Raw genomic sequence first — 17,632 nt, forward strand, 5'->3', positions numbered from 1 at the left:
CGCCTTGCTTGAAAGACGTCAGATTACAAAACTGCTCGCCACGGCTCCACGGAATCCTGCGATGAACCTTTTTTTTCTGGCGCGCAACTCCAGCATGGCTTCGCCGTAGGCCTCCTGCAGCTCCTTGATCTGCCGCTCGTACTGCTCCTTGACGTCCAGCGGATTGGCACGAAGCGCGTTCTCCATGCCTCGCTTGCCGTCGTCCACCCAGTTCTCAACCTCGGAGGGCGACGACAGGTCATAGTTTCGGCTGGCTTCGGCAACCGTCGTCTTGCCCTGAATGATGTCCATCACCAGCGCGCTCTTGCGCTTGGCCGTCCATCGTTTGATGTCTTCGTCCATCTTCGTGCCCATCGTCTTTTCATCCATTATGACGTGAGCAGGTTTTCACTGGGTCGGTACAATGCCAAGAAGCTTGAACAGGGTGGGGAAGGTACGACGAGCGCTGAATCTAGTGGCGCTGCTGGTGATGGTCGGATGCGGCGGGACTTACGCCCTTGACGTTTGGATCAACCGACAGATCGTGGCCGAGCAGGTCCAGGAGCCTATGTTCCAAGACACTCACTTCGGGTCCGGCTTCTGGTCCGGCATGTTCGGCGGAGCCTACTGTGGCGAAGTCTCAGGAATCAACGGCTTCGGCATGCGGAGTCCTTACTTCCGATTCGTCGTCCTTCGTGGCGAAGTTCAAATCTTTCCCATGACCACTGACCGCATAAAGATCAACGATTTCGAGAATTTATGGGTGGCGCAGTGCAACGACTGATCCGCAAACGATAAACACCCTGATGCTTCTAAAGTAGATATTGGGGGACCGAAGAAAACCACTACCTGATCCACAAAGGGAGGTCTGCAACACTAGATTTTGTGTTGCATGTGGAGATAACACTGTATATGCTCACAGGGGTTGGCACTCGCAGAATCGGAGTGCCAGCATGAATGGCGGGGGACTCGGTTGCAGCCGAGCCCCGCCTAGCGGAAACCTCTTTGGCAAGCTTCCGCTACCCTGCAGGACAGGACGCGTGACGATAGGGCAAATAGCAGCTTTTTGCAATAGCAATCGGTCTAGGGACTTCACAGCTTGCCGTTCAATTGCCAACTGAAGGAGCTATCCTATGGCAAACGGTAACAAACCGGGTACCAACTCGGGTAATCAGGGCGGTATCTATCAGGAGCGCGGCCCGCGCGGTGGCTTGAAGGACAACTTCACTACCGTTCCGGAAAATCGTTCCTTTCCGCCGACGAGCCAACCCGGCAGCACTTGGGTTCCTCGCAACAAGACGCCTCACGGCAATCATAAGTAACGCAAAGCGCCCCTAGGGCCAAGGGAGAGGTATCACCTCTCCCTTCTGCTTTTCCTCCTTTCTCCTCCCCTCGCGCTTCACTCCCTAGAGTGTTATTCGCGCTCGCTGAAATTCCGAATCCGATTAGAAGGTTGAGTCTCCACTCCACCCCGTCTAACTTTAGTCAGGTACGGAATTCACCAAAATTGGGGCGGCCAGCGCCGTGTTCTTTTCAGCCGAGCCGCGCGGCTCGGGCGCATGGCTTGTGCGCTTTCATGAGCTTGCGAGGGAGGGAAAAATCGGAGCGTTTATCGCGTCGGTCGAAGCGTGAGCGCCTAGAAGCACGGGCGGATTTGGTGCGATTGCAAATCGCACCGCAGATGCACCTCGGAGGGGTGCGTCGGGTGTATAACCAATAAAAAAACATCGAAACTACAGGCCAGTCAATAAAACCCGAAATACCAATTCGCTCACTGTCCGTGGCTGTCCGTTGTGTGGTGCGTCGCTGATCACGGACCTTCTCAAATCTTCGTGCGTCGTTTGGTCATGCACGCGTCCATGTTCATTCGCCGAAAGACAAAACTGCCAAGGTTCGCAACTGCACAGTTAGATCGCATGAGTCAGGTGGCGACCTTCCTGAAAGTGATGGACACACGGCGACCGCGCGGCACTCCGTGCTCCTTGAGGCGTGCAGGGATCTCGTGATGCCATGCGCTCCGTGCCTCACCATCGAGAACAACCGCACTGCAGCGCGCAAGCGATTGAACGAATTTCGCGGTCTCCCCTGCGATTTTCCGTGTGAAGATCATGTCCCAAGTTTCCAGCAAACTGATGGTGACGACCGGGCCGCGGAAGCAATCCTTGCAATCGATGTGCTTCGAGATGCCCTGCTTACCTTCGTAGTTGTTGACGATCACCTGGTCTGGCAACTCTGGAACGACACCCGACGCGAGCAGACGTTCCGCTAAGTCCCCGGCCCATTCCGGAAGCGGGCCGAGATAGTTGGCAGGCGCAACCTGCCGTGCTCTGTAATCATAGCGCCAGCCATAATGCTGGACCCGACGCTTCATCAACTGATCCCATTCAGCAGAGTCGATCGCGGCGATTAATTGGCCCTCTTCGTCTCCATCGATGAAGTTTGGCAGCACTTTCAGGCCAAGTGGCTCACCGGCGCTCTTGACGGCCGGCTTGGATGCCGGTTTGATTGCAGGCTTCTTTGGCGTGATGGCAAATGAGGCCTGCGTGGAAGAGATGCTGGGCGAAAAGGGAGCCTTATCCTGTCGGGGCAAGGTGCTCGATGGACGCGCCAGCCGACGAGAGATGCTAGCAATCGCCAGCCATTCTTTGAAGCGAGACTGATTCAGCCTTCGATCGAATGTCACGCCTTGGCTCATCGCGAACTCAACCCGACCAGTGACCGTCAAGGCGGATTGCCTCTCCAACTCAAGAACACCGCCTCCGACAAGCTGGATCGTTGTGTTTTCCAACACAACTAGCTGGTCGAGTGAGTAAGGGCATTCTTCGAATGCGAGGGTTCGGGCTTCCAGTTGAACCGCTTGGTCTTCGAAGTCTGCTCGATACCAGCTGCCACGGGTTCCTAGCTTGTACTCGCCCCATGTCTGCGCGCCCGCCGTCATCACGACTACGCCATCGTCGACTCGCCATGCCACATTGTCTGGCGTCAGCGCATGCCAAGGCCCTGAGCCGTTCGTGCCAGCCTGCTGCCAAGTCTTTAAAGCCAAAAGCTTTCTGCATTCCGTGGGTCCACGAAACTGCTTGGGCAAGGCGCTATAGCCCTGCAAATAGCCAGCGAGGGTCATGCCAGTCCACCAGACCACTGGGGGGATTGCTGGCCAATCCTCGCGCCAGCTGGAAAACTTATCAGGCGACGGTCGGAGTAGTAGCAATTGAAGCGTCAAGGCGAGGAAGTCGTCGTGAGCCCCAAGGTCTTGCACGGTTCCCCTATCGTCAAGGAGCGCCCTCGTACCCTCAAAAAGTTTCGCTAGCCGAGTCTCATCCTCGCCAAGATCTCGCGCATGCTCACAGATGTCGTTTAGGATGGCCCTCGCCCGCCATTCATCCAATATTCCTGGCTGCGAGAACTTCGCAACCATGGCTCGCCAGAGCTTGGGAAGCTGGTCCTGCTCCGCACTGTCGACCCAGAGCGCAGTTCGCCACCAGGGCGCATGCAGCCGTTCGACGGACTCAGCGCTTGCAACACCGGAGCAAAGCAGATCGCAGAACAATTCAACCCATGGATCAATCACAGGGACAGCGAAAGCCGCCATCGCGGCAGCGCCTCGCAATGCGTTCCAGTTCGATGGAGGCTGCCAAGGACTCTTTTCCTGTGGCATGCTCTTCGGTGGCGCCACTTGCGAGAACGCACCAACTTTGAACGGCTGGGAGGGAACCTCCATGTCCGCGAAGTTGCGAGCCATTGCCAAGAGCTTAGCCTTTACAGCCGCTGAACTCACGCTGAAATGGTCAACTGCAAACGCCGGCAGCGGGCCATCCCACGATACAACGGTGTCGCTGGCCCTCAAACCGCGCAAGGTGGATTCGGTCCATGCGCCATCCCTCCACACCTTGACGGTGTTGTCCGGAAGGCTCTGGGCATCGAACCAGATGCCGACGGATGACGAGTTGCTAGAATCACTGCCACAAGCCTGCTGCGTGCCGAGCAGCAAGTGCCCTGCCGGCGGAATTATCCATTCGCTGCTGAGAAATTGCAGAAAGGCTTCTTGGTCCAAAATCAGACCAAGAAGACGCACACCGCCAGCAACTTGCTGCTCGGGTGCGGGCGCAGATGCAAGTAGCTCCAACTGGCCGCCGGGCATAGAGGTCATCGTTCTAGGATGGGGGGAGGAGGAAGACAAGCCAATTGTGCCTCCGAAAGTAGGTTAGGCCCATTGACAAGAAGCAAGGCGTCCCTAGCGCGGGCACAGAGCATGTACAAGCGCCGTTGATGGACCGGGAGAATCATTGGCAACGAGCGGTCCAGGTCTTGAAGGTACACGGTATCGAACTCAAGCCCTATGGCCGATTCGCCAGAGATGATGGTGATGCCGGCATCGCGCAGGCGAATAGCATCCTCCGCCTTAGCTTCGGCATTGCTAGTGTACATGTCGACGCGAGCATCGGGCAATCGGGCCCTGAGCAAAGCATGCAGAACATTGATGTCTTCCTGGCGATAAACGATAACCCCAATAGAGCCACCGCGGTTTCCGAATCTGACGGCAACCTGCTGGGCCAACGCTTCCCAAGTAGCTACCGTGATCATCCTGGGTGGCTCGTTGGACCGCCCACGCTGCGCCGGCGCTGGCGGGACATAGCGGTCCTGGTGGAAACACTCAATCAGTTCAGCAATCTCAAACGTGTTGCGGTGATTGACCGTCAGAACGTGCATCTCCGTGAAACCGGCGTCCCGCAAATCCGCAACGTGGCAACCGCCGTCTTCTGTCGACTGATTCTCATCCGCAAAGACTGAGACGGTTACAGCCCCGAAGCGACAAGCCCAGATGAAGAACTCTTTCGGCAGATTTTGTCCTTCGTCGACGATGAGGTGGTCGATCGAGGGCGTAACATTGGCCTCAGCATAGTCTTGAAGAGCTTGTTGCCAGTTGAATTGATACGGCAAGTGCTGGGGAATATTGTGGCCGAAGATATTCCTATAGTGGTTCCAGACTAGCGTGTGCATCGTGGTGCTGGTGACAGGCGCATTCCCCTGATCTTGAGAAATCTGTGTCGCCAGAGCTGCAAGCAGCCGGTTCTTGGTGACCACGGTCACCCGGCGTTGATAGTCAGGCCCGGCAAGAATATTGGCCTTCCAGAGAGCTACGGAGGTCTTCCCGGATCCAGGTGGTCCAACCACCAGAATCGACTGGTCGGGATCGGCCATGAACACCTGACGCTGCTCTTCGATCAGAGCACTAAAACTTGGCAATCTCATCGGTTAACCTCGTTTAGCGGAATCGGCATCGGCGCGCGCGTGAATAGTGCGTAGTGGATATTGCGTGGCCTATCTCCGTCTGTCAGCAATTCGGTTTCGACCACCTCGCACTTGAAGCCAGCAGCTTCCATACGGCTCTGAAACTCGGGGAATGCTAGGCGCCGCTCAGGCAGCGCCGAGTTCGTGTACAGCACTGCCACCGGACCCGGGCCAATACGGCCGCATGCGTCGACGATCTCACGCACGATCAGCTCAATATTGAGCGACGCGCTAGCCAGCAGGTAGGACAAGACCACAACGGTCCAGCCCAGCTTGGGCTGCCCGAAATCGATGCTGTTTATTGAGCCAGCGAAAGACACCCTCGTCTGAGGGCTTAACCCTCCAGCTCCCTGCGCGGCAAGCGCGAGTTCATGTCCGAGGGCGCACATTTGCACCGAAGTGTCGACGCCAAAATATCGGAAGGCAACTTCGTTGCCAGCCACGTTGGCGAGTGCCAAACCGGCGGTAAACGGTCCGCACCCAATGTCGAGCATCGTGGCGTTGTTCAGGCGCTGCGGGCTGTCCACGAGTTTTTGGAACGCGTGGATCAATTCGGGAACGTGCCCCTTTTGGTTGAAGAGGGCGTAAAGAATGACCCGATCTCTTGGGGAGAGGTCTTCAATTGGCTCATCGAAGTTCGCCTGCCCGCCGCCGATAGCGTGGCTAAAGATCCAGCCGCTCGACTTGCCTAATCGCGTCCCCCGCTGGCCCGTCTCTCTGGGGTCGTTGTTGAGCGGGTCGACAATGCATGTGCGGCGCACATGCTCATACCAAGGCCTGACTGTGATCAAGCTGCCCCCTAGCTTCATTTGTTAGCAAATGTAAGAGGCTGATTGTCACCCACGCTGGTCACGGCAACAACTGAATATATATGGAGGTGACCCTGTAATTCAGGACACGTGGACACCGTTAGGTTGATGACGCAGGAGCCCGCCTTAACTCGCGAGGCAAGCGGTATTTCAGGGCTTTGCGCGGGCGACGCTCGTTGTAATGCTCAAAGAGCACGATGTGTATCTCGGGCCGCCGCTCATCGACGCCGCACGCATGGAGCACTCGCAGAGGATCATCGGCGCGTCGTTCACGAGTTCATTTATGAATCAGATCGTCCCGCCCAAATATCTTGTGTCGTTTGAGAAGCACCTGAAAAAGGATGGCGGCGATCTGTTCGAAGGGCACGTTCTCGACTGGCCAAGGCATTGGCGGGCCACACGAAAAACCGATCTCCGCGAACTCATTCGAGCGTTTTCCCCACCTCCGGCGACAGCGGACATTTACGACAACACGCTTTGCCTCATCGACGCCTCGGATGCTCGGGCAAGCATGTTTGACGGTCCGGACGAGATGCCGCTCGGCAAAATCTATCCGCAATTTTCGACGAAAGCACTTGCGCTTCGGGCTTGCGCGGTGAGGCGCGTCCCAGCCAACGGCGGGCAATAAGACTTAGCTTGCCCAGGCGTCGAGCATGCTCCGATATCGCCCGCGCAGCCACTCGGCAGGGAATCGATAGCGTCAGGTCAGGTGATGGCCCTGTTTTGGCCCGGCCAGCGTCTCCCGGGCGCGACGCTTAACTCTTCTGCGCGGTGTATCCAAGGAGCACCGTTTCGAGTTCGACCGACTCAACGTTCCCGTTCGGTGCCGAATCGTTTCTCATCTCTAAAACCATTTGCGTGAACGCGGCGCGCTGCTCATCCGAGTTCATTGTTGCCCCAAGCCGTTCAAACGTCGCGAATGCCCTCACAACAACCGGCGCGCCATATAGACAGATGCGGCATTTGGCGTCTGCCGTTCTAAACCCCAGGTCGCGTCCATCGGCAGACTCGCGCGGTTTTTTCAGATTGGCGTGCTCGGACACGCATTTCAGGTAATCCGTGTAGGCCAGTGCCCGAAGCTCTCGGTGATGCTTTTGTCTATCGAGGTGGCGAGTGAACCAATATTGAAGAAGGGCACCTATGACGACGCCAAGAAATGAAAAGACAGCCGCGATCAGGGGGATGGAGTCTTTCATAATTCAATTAGATGTGTTTGGCGCCCCGTCTGCCATGCGCCATCTGCTCCGACGGCTCTATGCGGTCGGAGAAGTGTCAAGCGACCGCGCGGGTGGGAAATACTGCGGTGCAGGAAAAACCGTTCGTCCACTATCTCCCTTCGCTGGTTGACAAACCCTTCCAGGGTCGTAGATTGCGGCCGCTCGAAGACAGCACGCCTGCGAAGGCGTGCCCAACTGAGCCTGCACGCCTCCTATTCCCGCGAGGCGCGACAACCCATTCCGGAGCCTTTGATGACCAAGTCAGAAAAATTCTGGGCCGCGATAGCATTCAGCGCCATTTTCGCGCTGATCGCGAACGTTGCGGTTACCTTCTATCTCGACAACCAACAATTCACGGTCTTTGAAAAGGGCTGCCAAGGACCCTCACTCAACCGCGCTCCTTAACGCGCCCATCCAGCTATTCTTTTTGCAAGCGGCAGCGACCGAATCGTCCGTCTCGTAGGCGTGGGACGGATTCAGGCATTTGTAGTCTGTCCATTTTTGCTGAATAAATAGGGCAATAGTCACCAACAGCAGGGCAACGGCTAAAACGCCCAAGATTTTTGCGAGCATGCAGAAACTCCACATTCGACTGTTTACGCATAGCCCTTTGATGGGCAACGCTTTCACGGCTTGACACGGCTCCAAACGGCATGTGCGCAATCGCCCGCCAAGCGTCTCGCGTGATACTATCAGTGAGCCGTAGTTCTTCATACGAAAATCCGGCTTGCCTCGCGCCAACGCGTTGATTGCGCTGGAGAATCCCCCGGAGCGGTCTCCCCTCCCTGATTCGCCACCATATTCAAAGCCCGATACGACGAAAGTTGTATCGGGCTTTTCTCTTTGGCGCGACGCATCCTCCACCGAGTGCGACTCGCGCTCACCGCCCTGCCACGGCCACCCGCCACTTCCACCGTCCCCCCTGCCCCGAACACCGTCACGGGTAATTTCGTCTCCATTGATCCGATGAAATCAACAGGCGATTAACTGGAAAAATCTCGATTATTTTCACGCCATTGCACCGACACTCGCCATGTCGCGCCGCTTCCATCATCCTCCCGCACATCAAAAACAAATTGATCGACAAAACACTTATAACCAGACACTTAAAATATTCATCGATCCAGTTTCTTGCATTTCATATTAAAAACCAATCCTTGAAAATCACTGTGCGCCTTCCTAGCATTCATCTGCCGCAGGATGGCAGGGGGGCGCACCGGCAATCAACCCGACACGCCGCTCACCTCTTGCGCGCACCGGCATTAGCAATGCCCGCTTCAAATCACACGCAGACGTTGCTTTTCAAACGCATTTAATTTTCTCGGAGAGAAAAATGACGCAAGAAAAAGACTCACGTTTCGGGGTGGTGCCGTATGAAGGTCCGGTATATCAAGCCGCCCGGATTCAACCCGACGACGCGGTTCTCGGCCTGGACGTCCACGTCACGGCCCGAGGCGCCAACCGGTCCACCGGCTTCCACGTGTTCCTCCGGATCGATCCGGCGCAGATCGCGCCGCCGGAACTGGACTTCGTTAATCGTCCGCCGACCGGCATCGTGGCCCCGGTCATCGTCCCGTTTTCCGTCAACACCACGCTCAAATATCCGCTGAACGTGGAATTCGTGACGATCCACGACGCGCGGGGCACCCACCGGGTGCCGATTGACCGGATCCTGGCCACCAACGCGGCCTGACCCCGACGCGACGCGGCGTGCAGCGATCGTGCTGCACGCCGCCGACGGCAACGGATTGGCCGAGGGGCGGCACCGCGTCATCGCCCGGATAGCCAGGCATGGCGCCGCCGGCTCCTCGAGCTAACGCCCCGCCTCCCCCGCTCCCGCATCGCGCTGACAAATCACCCCATACCACCCGAGCCCGCGATACGTCTCATACCCCGGCGTCGCCGCGAACGACACCGTCACCCGGTTCGCCGCATCGCGATAAAACCCGGCCGCCCGCCCGTCGGCACGCAGCCGGAAGCGCTCCGCCAGCACGCCCTGCCCGTCCGAGCTGGCGATCACGCGCCCCGCCGCGTCGACGATCAGGCAGCGCGTGCGCGTCCATTCCTCGTCGCTGAGCCGCACGCCCTTGACCACGGCAGCGGCCTGCGGCGCCCAGTCGAAGAAGATCACGAGCACGCCGAGCACGCGCCCGTTCGTCTCGCCGCCCTCGCGGATCGCGGTGGCGTAGGTGGCCACCTGCGCGTTCCGTAGCAGCGGCTGCGTCTCGACATCGAACGCCACGTAGTCGGCGCCGCTCGCGGTGCGCAGCGCGGCGTCGAACCAGCCCGCCGTGCCGACGCGCTGCCCGGCCACCGGGTAGGTCGCGCCGCGCCCGCTCGCCACCACCACGCCCTCGGCATCGACGACCCACAGATCCTTGTAGACGGTGTAACTGTCGAGAATCACCGACAGCCGCTCGCAGGCATGCCGGCTCAGCTCGTCGCTGTCGCAGGTCACGCAGTCGACCAGCGCGGAATCGGTGGCCCACCAGCGCACGTCGCAGGAGCGTTCGTAGAGGTTGCGATCGACGATGTCGATCATGTTCAGCGCGAGGTCGGCGCAGCGCTGGCCGTCCAGCACGTGCATCCGGTCGATCATGCTGTCGCCGAGTTCGGTGAGCCGCGTGAGCGAGCCGGCCAGTTCCTTGTTGAGGATCCCGGTGATCTCGCCGATGCGCGTGGACACCTGCTTGACCTGATTCGCGACGACGGCGAAGCCCTTGCCCGCTTCGCCGGCTCGCGCGGCCTCGATCAGCGCGTTCAGCGCCAGGAACGTCGTCTCGCGATTGATGTCGTTGATGTCGCTGATCTTGCCGGTGGCGAGCTTTCTGACTGCATGCGTCAAATCGACGATTTCGCGTGGATTGGCCATGTCTATTCCCCGTTGTGTCTGATGGGCAAGAGCGTGCTGCCGTCGTATCAGAGCAAACTACAGACCAATTTACGCAGGCCATGCACGCGAAAATCTGGCGGCGCCTCCGCGCACGCGACTATTCGGTTGTATTCACAAGGGATTTTCATGCGGCCGCAACCTGGTACGAGGCCGCATGCCAAGGCAGGACCGCCATGACCGACCGCGCTGCTGCGCAAAGCCAGCCTCGCGCATGGTGCATGCGCGCACCATGCGCGAGCCGCCCATCAAGGCGTGCGCATCATCGCGTGGCATCGATTTCGCTGGGTCGCGCCGCGGCCCATGCGATGGAATCGACGATATCAGGACGAATCGATGATCCCGTCGAATCGTCCCGCGAGGCGCGCCTGGATCAGATTGCAGCGAGCCGTCGGCCGCCCTCGCGCAGCGTGTCGTCGTCCTTGCAGAAGCTCAGGCGCAGGATGCCCGTATCGCGCCGATCCTGATAGAAGCTCGCGAGCGGGATCGCCGCCACGCCGTGCCGCTCGAGCACCGCCATCGCGAACGCCTCGTCGCCGAGCTCGGAAAAGTGATCGAAGCGCGCGAGCATGAAGAAGCCGCCGGCGCTTGGCATCACCGCGAGCCGCGAGCCGGCCATCGACTCGACCAGCAGGTCGCGCTTGCGCTGGTAGAACGCGGCGAGCCCGAGATAGCTCTGCGGCTCGGCCAGCGCCTCGGCGAGCGCGGCCTGCAGCGGCGCGGGCGCGGAGAACACCACGTACTGATGCACCTTGCGGATCTCGGTGGTCAGCTCGGCCGGCGCGAGGCAGTAGCCGACGCGCCAGCCGGTGGCGTGATAGGTCTTGCCGAGCGACAGCGCGATCACGCTGCGTTCGGCCAGCTCGGGATCGCGCGCGACGCTCAGGTGTTCGCGTCCGTCGTAGACCATGTGCTCGTACACCTCGTCGGACAGGATCACGATGTCGGTGTCGCGCGTGAGCGCGGCGAGGCGCGCGAGATCGTCGGCGTCGAGCAGCGCACCGGTGGGGTTGTGCGGCGTGTTCACGATGATCATCCGCGTGCGCGGCGTGATCGCGGCGGCCACCTCGTCCCAGTCGATGCGCAGCGTGTCGAGGCGGATGCCGAGCGCCACGGGCGTGGCGCCCTGCAGCCGGATCGACGGCTCGTACACCTCGAACGCGGGCTCGAAGAAGATCACCTCGTCGCCGGCATGCACGAGCGCCGCGATCGCCGCGTAGATCGCCTCGCTCGCGCCGGCGGTCACGGTGATCTCGCTGTCGGGCCGGTAGCGCGCGCCGTGCAGGCGCTCGGTCTTCTCGGCCAGGATCGCCTTGAGCGGCGCGTAGCCGGCCATCGGCGCGTACTGGTTCAGGCCCGCGCGCATCGCGCGCTCGGCGCCGGCGATCAGTGCCGGATCGGCAGGAAACGACGGCGCCCCCTGCCACAGGTTCACGGCATCGTGCCGCGCGGCCAGCTCCGCGATGCGGGAGAAGACGGAAATGCCGCTTTGCGGCAGCTTGGTCTCGATCCGGCACGAATTGCGCATTCGGTAAACTCCTCGGTCTGGGCGGCGGGCGACAGGTTGGCATATCGCCGCACGCCGCGCAACGCGGCCGGCACGGCGCGGCCCAAGGCGGCGGGCTTCGCGCCCCACCCCGGTGCCCGTGCATGGCCCGGCTCGCGCGCGCATGTCCCGGTCGTTTTCACCGAATTTGGACCTTACGGCGGGCCATCGATCACGTTAGGCTTTCCCGTCATGCACCGCCTGCCTGCCCGGCACCGGCCGACGCGAGGCGGCACCGTCGAAGCCACCGAATCCATCGAAGACATCGAAGAACCTGGGAGCCCATGTCATGAGTGAAAAACTGTTCGTTGCCGGCGCGACCGGCGTGATCGGCCGCGTGCTGGTGCCGCTGCTGGTCGAAGCCGGCTATCAGGTCTACGGCGCGACGCGCCATGCCGAGCGCGCGGCGCTGCTCACGCGCCTGGGCGCCGAGCCGGTGGTGGTCGACGTGTTCGACGCCGAACGGCTCACGAGCGAGCTGCGCCGCATCGCGCCGGCCGCGGTGATCCACCAGCTGACCGACCTGCCGGCCGGCCTCGATCCGTCGCAGATGGCGCAGGCGATCGTCAACAACGCGCGGATTCGCGGCGAAGGCACGCGCAACCTCGTGCAGGCGGCGTTGGCCGCGGGCTGCCAGCGCCTGATCGCGCAGAGCATCGCCTGGGCGTTCGCGTCGCTGGGCGAGAAGCCGTATGGCGAGGCGCAGCCGCTCGACCTGGAGGCCGAAGGCACGCGCAAGATTTCGGTGGGCGGGGTGGCCGCGCTCGAGCAGGCCGTGCTGCACACGCCGGGGCTGCAAGGCACGGCGCTGCGCTACGGCCGCCTCTACGGCCCGGAGACGGGCGCCGACACGCCCCCCGCGGCGCCGGCGCTGCACGTGAACGACGCGGCGCGCGCGGCGCTGCTGGTGCTGCAGAAGAAGGCCACCGGCGTGTTCAACATCGTCGACGACAACGGCGAGGTGTCGAACGAGAAGGCCCGCCGCGAACTGGGTTGGGTGCCGGGCGAGGCGCACGCGCAGGTCTGAGCGCCGGGAGCGGCCGCGCCGGGGTCGGCGCGGCGGCTCCGGCTCGACACGCTGGCACGAGGCAACCCGTGGCCGAGCCGAGTCCCAGCGCATTCGCGCGCGATGCGATGCCGCCGGATCGCGGCCGATGAGCGCCGGCGGGACGCCGTCAAACCGAAGCGGTGCCGGCCAACCGACCACCTGCCCGGCCGAAAACCCGATCAGCCGACCACTCGTCCGACCAGAAACGCCGCCGCAACGAGCAGCCCGCGCCCGTCCGGCTCGTCGTCAGTCCGCCGCGTCGCGCGATCCCGCGCACGATCGCGAGCCCGAACCCGCTGCCGGGCAGCGCCGACGCGCGGGAGAACGACCCTCACCGCTCACCCGACCGGAAACACCGCCGTCACCAGCAATCCGCGCCCGCCCGCCCCGTCGTCAAGCCGCAGCGTCGCCCGATGCGCGCGCGCGATCTCGCGCACGATCGCGAGCCCGAGCCCGCTGCCGGGCAGCGCCGACGCGCGAAAGAACGGCTCGAACACCTTCTCGCGCAAGGCCGCCGCGATGCCCGCCCCCTCGTCGCCAACGGCGAGCCGCACCACCTCGGGCGCGGCGTCGAGCGAGACGGTGACAGTCCCGCCCTCGGGCGAATAGCGGATCGCGTTGTCGACCAGATTGAACACCAGCACCGCCAGCAGCTGCTCGTTGCCGTTCACGAACGCGGCCGGCGCGTCGAGCCGCGCGACCAGTTCCACGCGGCGCCGCTGCGCGAGCAGCGCGAGTTGCTCGATCGTGCCGGTCGCGACCTCGCGCAGGTCCACCTTCACGCCCGCGTATTGCGCGTAGTCGGCCGCCTCGGCCTGCGCGAGCGTGAGCAGCTGGTTGGTCAGCGCGACCAGCGAGCGGTTGCTGCGGTCCATCGCCTTCAGCGTGTCCTGCACCTGCTGGGGATCGTGCTGGCGGCGCGCGAACTGCAACTGCGTGCCGAGCAGCGTGAGCGGCGTGCGCAGCTGGTGCGCGGCGTCGGCGATGAAGCGCCGCTGCATCGCGGTCTGCTTCTCGATGATCTCGAGGCACTGGTTGAACGCGCTCACGATCGGCCGCAGCTCGCTGCGCAGCGGCTCCACCTTGACGCGCACCGACGAGGTCAGCACGCGCTCGGGCATGCGCCGCGCGAGCCGCGCGAGCGGCCTCAGCTCGAGCGTGAGCCCGACGCAGACCAGCACCACGGCGATCGTCAGGATCGCGGAGAAATAGAACATCTGCGGGCGCCACAGCGCGTGGACCAGCGCATCGCGCTGCCGCAGCGTGCGGCCCACCGAGATCACCACGCGGCGCGTCACGCCCGCGTCGTACATCGGCCGGATCACCGACACGGCGCGCACCGGCTCGCCGTTCATCACCGCGTCGTACCACTTCGGCGAAACGTCGGGCACCACCTGCGGGAAGTCGGAGGTGCCGGCGATCATCGGCCCGCCGATCTCCTGCACGCGGAAGAACACCTGATCCTCGCGCGGCGTGCTGAGGATCTCGATCGCGCTCGGCGAGACGGCCGCGCTCAGGTCCTTGCCGTCCCAGCCGACGTTGCCGGCCATCACGCGCGCGGCCGACAGCAGCACCTCGTCCTGCAGCAGGTTGGCGGTGCGCCACGCGTTGCTGCGCGTGATCAGGCCGGCCGCGACGATGAACACCGTCATCGGCAGCGCGAGCCAGATCAGCAGCCGCACGCGCAGGCTATTCATCGGCGGCGCCGTCTTCCAGCAGGTAGCCGAGCCCGCGCAGCGTGATGATGGTGGCGCTGCTCGCCTCGAGCTTCCTGCGCAGCCGCGACACGTAGATCTCGATCGCGTCCTCGCTGGTGGGCGCGTCGGCGGCGCTGACCGATTCGGCCAGCGTGGCCTTCGACACCGTCTTCCGCGCGCGCAGCATCAGCGCCTCGAGCACGGCGTGCTCGCGCGGCGTGAGCACGAGCGGCGCGTCGTCGATCGCGAACTGCAGGCGGTCCATGTCGTAGACGAGGTTGCCGCAGCGGACCCGGTTCGAGCGCGACGGCGCCTGGCGCCGCGCCAGCACCTTGATGCGCGCCACCAGTTCGCGCGCGTCGAACGGCTTGACGATGTAGTCGTCGGCGCCGGCGCCGAGGCAGACCACCTTCTCGTCCACCGCGCCGGTGGCGGTCAGGATCAGCACCGGGGTGGCGTCGCCGCGCTCGCGCATGCGGCGCAGCACGGTCTTGCCCGAGATCCCGGGCAGGTTCAGGTCGAGCAGCACCACGTCGTAGGTCGACGCGCGCAGCGCATCCTCGGCGGCCTCGCCGGCGCCGACGCGATCGAGCATGAAGCCGTCGTGCGTCAGCGTCATCGCCAGCCAGTGCGCCAGTTCCTCATTGTCCTCGACGAGCAGCAGCCTCACGCGCCCTCCCGCAACGGTTCGAATCAGGCGAGCCGGTACTGTTCGCGGGCGGATTTCGTCCGGTACAGCAGCAGCGTGGCCACCATGCCGCACACGGCGGCCACGCCCATCCACGCGCCGGGCGCGGCCTTGTCGCCGGTGGCGTGGATCAGCCAGGTGGAGATCGCCGGCGTGAAGCCGCCGATCATCGTGGCCAGACTATAGGCCATCGAGAAGCCGGTGGAGCGCACCTTGGCCGGCATCAGCTCGGTCAGCGCCACCACCATCGCGCCGTTGTACCACGCGTAGAGCAGCGAGAGCCACAGCTCCACGGCCAGCAGCTTGCCGAACGACGGCGCATGGATCAGCCACTGCATCGCCGGGTAGGCGGTAACCACGGTCAGGATCGTGAAGGCCAGCATCACCGGGCGCCGGCCCACGCGGTCGGACACCGCGCCCGAGATCGGCAGCCAGATGAAGTTCGACACGCCGACGCAGGCCGTGACGAGCAGCGCGTCGAACGACGACATCTTCAGCACCACCTTGCCGAAGGTCGGCGTGTAGGCGGTGATCAGGTAGAACGAGGTGGTGGTCATGATCACGAGGCCCATGCCGGCCACGACCAGCCCGGCGTTGGCGACGATGGTGCGCAGGATCTCGCCCATGGCGGGATGATGCTTGCGCGCGACGAACTCGTCGGACTCCTGCAGCGTGCGGCGGATGTAGAACAGGAACGGCACGATCAGGCAGCCGACCAGGAACGGCACGCGCCAGCCCCAGCTCGTCATCTCCTGCGCCGGCACGAGCGCGTTCAGCAGCACGCCGAGCGAGGCCGCGAACACCACCGCCACCTGCTGGCTGGCCGATTGCCACGAGCAGAAGAAGCCGCGGTTGCCGGGCGAGGCGATCTCGGCCAGGTAGACCGACACGCCGCCGAGTTCGGCGCCGGCCGAGAAGCCCTGCAGCAGCCGCCCGAACAGCACGATGGCGGGCGCCAGCAGGCCGATGCTGTGATAGCCGGGCACGAACGCCACGCACATGGTGCCGATCGCCATCAGCGTCAGCGACAGGATCAGCCCCTTGCGGCGGCCGTGGCGGTCCATGTAGGCGCCCAGCACGATCGCGCCGATCGGGCGCATCAGGAAGCCGGCGCCGAACACCGAGAACGCCAGCATCAGCGAGACGAACTCGTTGCCGGCCGGGAAGAACGTCGCCGCGATCGCGGCCGCGTAATAGCCGTAGACCGTGAAGTCGTACATCTCCAGGAAATTGCCGCTGACGGCGCGAAACACCGAACGCGCGCGCGAATCGCGCCGCTCGACTTGGGTGACTGCTGACATGGGGACCTTCCTTGCGCTGGGCGCCTGTTGCCGCGGCGGCCCCGGCGGGCCGCCCTCGCGGCGAAGAAACGATGAAACGATGAAACGATGAAACGAAGATGAATCCGGGAAGCGCGCGCGACCGTCGTCGCGCGCGGCGCCCCGCTCAGGCGATCTGCATGACCGCCTTGCCGACCTGCCGGCGCGACTCCAGCAGCGCATGCGCGGCCTCGACGTCGTCGAACGTGTAGCGACCGTTGATCTCGATGCCGAGCGCGCCTTCAGCGATCGCGGTGAAGATCTCGTCGGCGCGGCGCTGCACGGTGTCGCCGTCGGCGAGGTGATCGGCGAGGCGCGGGCGCGTGAGGAACAGCGAGCCAGCCTCGCCGAGTTCGTAGGGATCGAGATCGTCGAGCGAACCGGCCACCGCGCCGTAGTTGACCACCAGCCCGCGCACGCGCGTGGCGCGGAAGCTGTCGCGCAGCGTCGGGCGGCCGACCGCGTCGAACACCACGTCCACGCCGCGGCCTGCCGTCAGCTCGCGCACGCGGTCGGCGAAGCGCCCTTCCTCGTAGCGCATCACGTGGTCGGCGCCGTGCGCCTTCGCCACGGCCGCCTTCTCGTCGGTGCTGGTGGTGGCGAACACGGTCGCGCCGCGCCGCCTGGCCAGTTGCACCAGCAGCTGGCCGATGCCACCCGAGGCCGCGTGCACGAGGCAGGTGCTGCCGGCACCGACGCGCGCGACGTCGTCGAGCAGGTAGTGCGCGGTGGAGCCCTGGAAGATCGCGGCGGCCGCGAGGTCGTAGCCGATCGCGTCGGGCAGTTTGGCGAGCCGCGCGGCCGGCACCACCGCGTAGTCGGCGTAGGCGCCCCAGGCGATGCACCAGGCCACGCGCTCGCCGGGCCGGAAGTGCCCGGCGCCGGGGCCGGCGCTCACCACCTCGCCCGCGCCTTCCATGCCGAGCGTGCAGGGGATCCGCACCGGGTAGGTCCGCGAATCGCGGTACTTGCCCTGGCGCGTGTGGACGTCCATGAAGTTGATGCCGGCGCAGGCGAGCTTCACCAGCACCTCGCCCGGGCCCGGCGCGGGCACGGGGATCTCGACGCGGCGCAGGACTTCGGGGCCGCCGTACTGCTCGATTCGAATCGCTCTCATCGGTTTTCCATCACGCGTTCCGGCGCCGCGGCA

Annotated in this window: 18 protein-coding genes; 6 read left to right on the top strand and 12 right to left on the bottom strand. The window is 63.4% G+C overall.

What is annotated here, in order from left to right:
* Positions 1–18 precede the first annotated feature (18 nt).
* Positions 19–354: a DUF1153 domain-containing protein gene (locus bpln_RS15440; RefSeq protein ID WP_055139554.1), complete on the bottom strand. Its 336-nt coding sequence runs from the start codon at positions 352–354 to the stop codon at positions 19–21.
* Between the two features lie 100 nt (positions 355–454).
* Here bpln_RS15440 and bpln_RS15445 point away from each other — a divergent pair, with 100 nt between their 5' ends.
* Positions 455–763 carry a hypothetical protein gene (locus tag bpln_RS15445; protein ID WP_055139212.1) on the top strand — a complete coding sequence of 103 codons (309 nt, stop codon included), beginning with the start codon at positions 455–457 and terminating at the stop codon, positions 761–763.
* Between the two features lie 349 nt (positions 764–1,112).
* Positions 1,113–1,301: a hypothetical protein gene (locus tag bpln_RS37375; protein WP_082465299.1), complete on the top strand. Its 189-nt coding sequence runs from the start codon at positions 1,113–1,115 to the stop codon at positions 1,299–1,301.
* Positions 1,302–1,900: 599 nt separating this feature from the next.
* Here bpln_RS37375 and bpln_RS37380 read toward each other — a convergent pair.
* The 3 genes from bpln_RS37380 to bpln_RS15460 are packed head-to-tail and all read right to left on the bottom strand — an operon-like array spanning position 1,901 to position 6,059.
* Positions 1,901–4,117, bottom strand: a complete 2,217-nt coding sequence (locus bpln_RS37380) for an alpha-ketoglutarate-dependent dioxygenase AlkB (RefSeq protein WP_209444926.1) — start codon at positions 4,115–4,117, stop codon at positions 1,901–1,903.
* A 5-nt stretch (positions 4,118–4,122) separates the two neighbouring features.
* The gene (locus bpln_RS15455; protein WP_148654028.1) at positions 4,123–5,229 is read right to left on the bottom strand and encodes an AAA family ATPase; all 1,107 of its coding nucleotides are present in this window, start codon (positions 5,227–5,229) and stop codon (positions 4,123–4,125) included.
* On the bottom strand, positions 5,226–6,059 hold the full coding sequence (locus tag bpln_RS15460) for a hypothetical protein (RefSeq protein WP_148654029.1): 834 nt from the start codon (positions 6,057–6,059) through the stop codon (positions 5,226–5,228). Before bpln_RS15460 ends, bpln_RS15455 begins: the two co-directional genes overlap by 4 nt.
* 199 nt (positions 6,060–6,258) lie before the next feature.
* On the opposite strand from bpln_RS15460, the gene bpln_RS15465 reads away from it, so the two are divergent.
* A complete protein-coding gene (locus bpln_RS15465; protein WP_244132106.1) occupies positions 6,259–6,705 on the top strand; it encodes a hypothetical protein in 447 nt (148 codons plus the stop codon).
* A gap of 127 nt (positions 6,706–6,832) precedes the next feature.
* Here bpln_RS15465 and bpln_RS35615 read toward each other — a convergent pair whose 3' ends face one another.
* The gene (locus bpln_RS35615) at positions 6,833–7,273 is read right to left on the bottom strand and encodes a hypothetical protein (RefSeq protein ID WP_148654030.1); all 441 of its coding nucleotides are present in this window, start codon (positions 7,271–7,273) and stop codon (positions 6,833–6,835) included.
* Between the two features lie 273 nt (positions 7,274–7,546).
* Here bpln_RS35615 and bpln_RS36715 point away from each other — a divergent pair, with 273 nt between their 5' ends.
* On the top strand, positions 7,547–7,699 hold the full coding sequence (locus tag bpln_RS36715) for a hypothetical protein (protein ID WP_158512037.1): 153 nt from the start codon (positions 7,547–7,549) through the stop codon (positions 7,697–7,699).
* Here bpln_RS36715 and bpln_RS36720 read toward each other — a convergent pair.
* On the bottom strand, positions 7,679–7,867 hold the full coding sequence (locus tag bpln_RS36720) for a hypothetical protein (RefSeq protein WP_158512038.1): 189 nt from the start codon (positions 7,865–7,867) through the stop codon (positions 7,679–7,681). The two genes, bpln_RS36715 and bpln_RS36720, sit on opposite strands and share 21 nt — an antisense overlap.
* A gap of 760 nt (positions 7,868–8,627) precedes the next feature.
* On the opposite strand from bpln_RS36720, the gene bpln_RS35625 reads away from it, so the two are divergent.
* Positions 8,628–8,987: a hypothetical protein gene (locus bpln_RS35625; RefSeq protein WP_148654032.1), complete on the top strand. Its 360-nt coding sequence runs from the start codon at positions 8,628–8,630 to the stop codon at positions 8,985–8,987.
* A gap of 120 nt (positions 8,988–9,107) precedes the next feature.
* Here the strand turns inward: bpln_RS35625 and bpln_RS15480 are convergent, their stop codons facing one another.
* Together bpln_RS15480 and bpln_RS15485 are read right to left on the bottom strand one after the other, a co-directional pair.
* The gene (locus bpln_RS15480; RefSeq protein WP_055139218.1) at positions 9,108–10,166 is read right to left on the bottom strand and encodes a methyl-accepting chemotaxis protein; all 1,059 of its coding nucleotides are present in this window, start codon (positions 10,164–10,166) and stop codon (positions 9,108–9,110) included.
* A 391-nt stretch (positions 10,167–10,557) separates the two neighbouring features.
* Positions 10,558–11,712 carry a methionine aminotransferase gene (locus bpln_RS15485; protein ID WP_055139219.1) on the bottom strand — a complete coding sequence of 385 codons (1,155 nt, stop codon included), beginning with the start codon at positions 11,710–11,712 and terminating at the stop codon, positions 10,558–10,560.
* A gap of 307 nt (positions 11,713–12,019) precedes the next feature.
* On the opposite strand from bpln_RS15485, the gene bpln_RS15490 reads away from it, so the two are divergent.
* Positions 12,020–12,757 carry an NAD-dependent epimerase/dehydratase family protein gene (locus tag bpln_RS15490; protein WP_055139220.1) on the top strand — a complete coding sequence of 246 codons (738 nt, stop codon included), beginning with the start codon at positions 12,020–12,022 and terminating at the stop codon, positions 12,755–12,757.
* Positions 12,758–13,116: 359 nt separating this feature from the next.
* Here bpln_RS15490 and bpln_RS15495 read toward each other — a convergent pair whose 3' ends face one another.
* From bpln_RS15495 to bpln_RS15510, 4 genes are all read right to left on the bottom strand, one after another.
* Positions 13,117–14,475: a sensor histidine kinase gene (locus bpln_RS15495; protein ID WP_042625929.1), complete on the bottom strand. Its 1,359-nt coding sequence runs from the start codon at positions 14,473–14,475 to the stop codon at positions 13,117–13,119.
* On the bottom strand, positions 14,468–15,145 hold the full coding sequence (locus tag bpln_RS15500; protein ID WP_042625930.1) for a response regulator: 678 nt from the start codon (positions 15,143–15,145) through the stop codon (positions 14,468–14,470). Before bpln_RS15500 ends, bpln_RS15495 begins: the two co-directional genes overlap by 8 nt.
* 23 nt (positions 15,146–15,168) lie before the next feature.
* On the bottom strand, positions 15,169–16,464 hold the full coding sequence (tcuC, locus tag bpln_RS15505; protein ID WP_042625931.1) for an MFS transporter: 1,296 nt from the start codon (positions 16,462–16,464) through the stop codon (positions 15,169–15,171).
* Between the two features lie 145 nt (positions 16,465–16,609).
* Positions 16,610–17,599, bottom strand: a complete 990-nt coding sequence (locus bpln_RS15510) for a quinone oxidoreductase family protein (protein WP_055139221.1) — start codon at positions 17,597–17,599, stop codon at positions 16,610–16,612.
* Between the last annotated feature and the right edge of the window lie 33 nt (positions 17,600–17,632).

The organism is Burkholderia plantarii (assembly GCF_001411805.1).
In the GTDB taxonomy this organism is placed as follows: domain Bacteria; phylum Pseudomonadota; class Gammaproteobacteria; order Burkholderiales; family Burkholderiaceae; genus Burkholderia; species Burkholderia plantarii.

Excerpts from the sequence above, each read along its gene's own strand:
- bpln_RS37380 (WP_209444926.1), bottom strand. The coding sequence starts at position 4,117 with ATGCCCGGCGGCCAGTTGGAGCTACTTGCATCTGCGCCCGCACCCGAG.
- bpln_RS36715 (WP_158512037.1), top strand. The coding sequence starts at position 7,547 with ATGACCAAGTCAGAAAAATTCTGGGCCGCGATAGCATTCAGCGCCATT.
- bpln_RS15465 (WP_244132106.1), top strand. The coding sequence starts at position 6,259 with ATGCTCAAAGAGCACGATGTGTATCTCGGGCCGCCGCTCATCGACGCC.
- bpln_RS35625 (WP_148654032.1), top strand. The coding sequence starts at position 8,628 with ATGACGCAAGAAAAAGACTCACGTTTCGGGGTGGTGCCGTATGAAGGT.
- bpln_RS35615 (WP_148654030.1), bottom strand. The coding sequence starts at position 7,273 with ATGAAAGACTCCATCCCCCTGATCGCGGCTGTCTTTTCATTTCTTGGC.
- bpln_RS15490 (WP_055139220.1), top strand. The coding sequence starts at position 12,020 with ATGAGTGAAAAACTGTTCGTTGCCGGCGCGACCGGCGTGATCGGCCGC.
- bpln_RS15510 (WP_055139221.1), bottom strand. The coding sequence starts at position 17,599 with ATGAGAGCGATTCGAATCGAGCAGTACGGCGGCCCCGAAGTCCTGCGC.
- bpln_RS15440 (WP_055139554.1), bottom strand. The coding sequence starts at position 354 with ATGGGCACGAAGATGGACGAAGACATCAAACGATGGACGGCCAAGCGC.
- bpln_RS15455 (WP_148654028.1), bottom strand. The coding sequence starts at position 5,229 with ATGAGATTGCCAAGTTTTAGTGCTCTGATCGAAGAGCAGCGTCAGGTG.
- bpln_RS36720 (WP_158512038.1), bottom strand. The coding sequence starts at position 7,867 with ATGCTCGCAAAAATCTTGGGCGTTTTAGCCGTTGCCCTGCTGTTGGTG.
- bpln_RS15495 (WP_042625929.1), bottom strand. The coding sequence starts at position 14,475 with ATGAATAGCCTGCGCGTGCGGCTGCTGATCTGGCTCGCGCTGCCGATG.
- bpln_RS15485 (WP_055139219.1), bottom strand. The coding sequence starts at position 11,712 with ATGCGCAATTCGTGCCGGATCGAGACCAAGCTGCCGCAAAGCGGCATT.
- tcuC (WP_042625931.1), bottom strand. The coding sequence starts at position 16,464 with ATGTCAGCAGTCACCCAAGTCGAGCGGCGCGATTCGCGCGCGCGTTCG.
- bpln_RS37375 (WP_082465299.1), top strand. The coding sequence starts at position 1,113 with ATGGCAAACGGTAACAAACCGGGTACCAACTCGGGTAATCAGGGCGGT.
- bpln_RS15480 (WP_055139218.1), bottom strand. The coding sequence starts at position 10,166 with ATGGCCAATCCACGCGAAATCGTCGATTTGACGCATGCAGTCAGAAAG.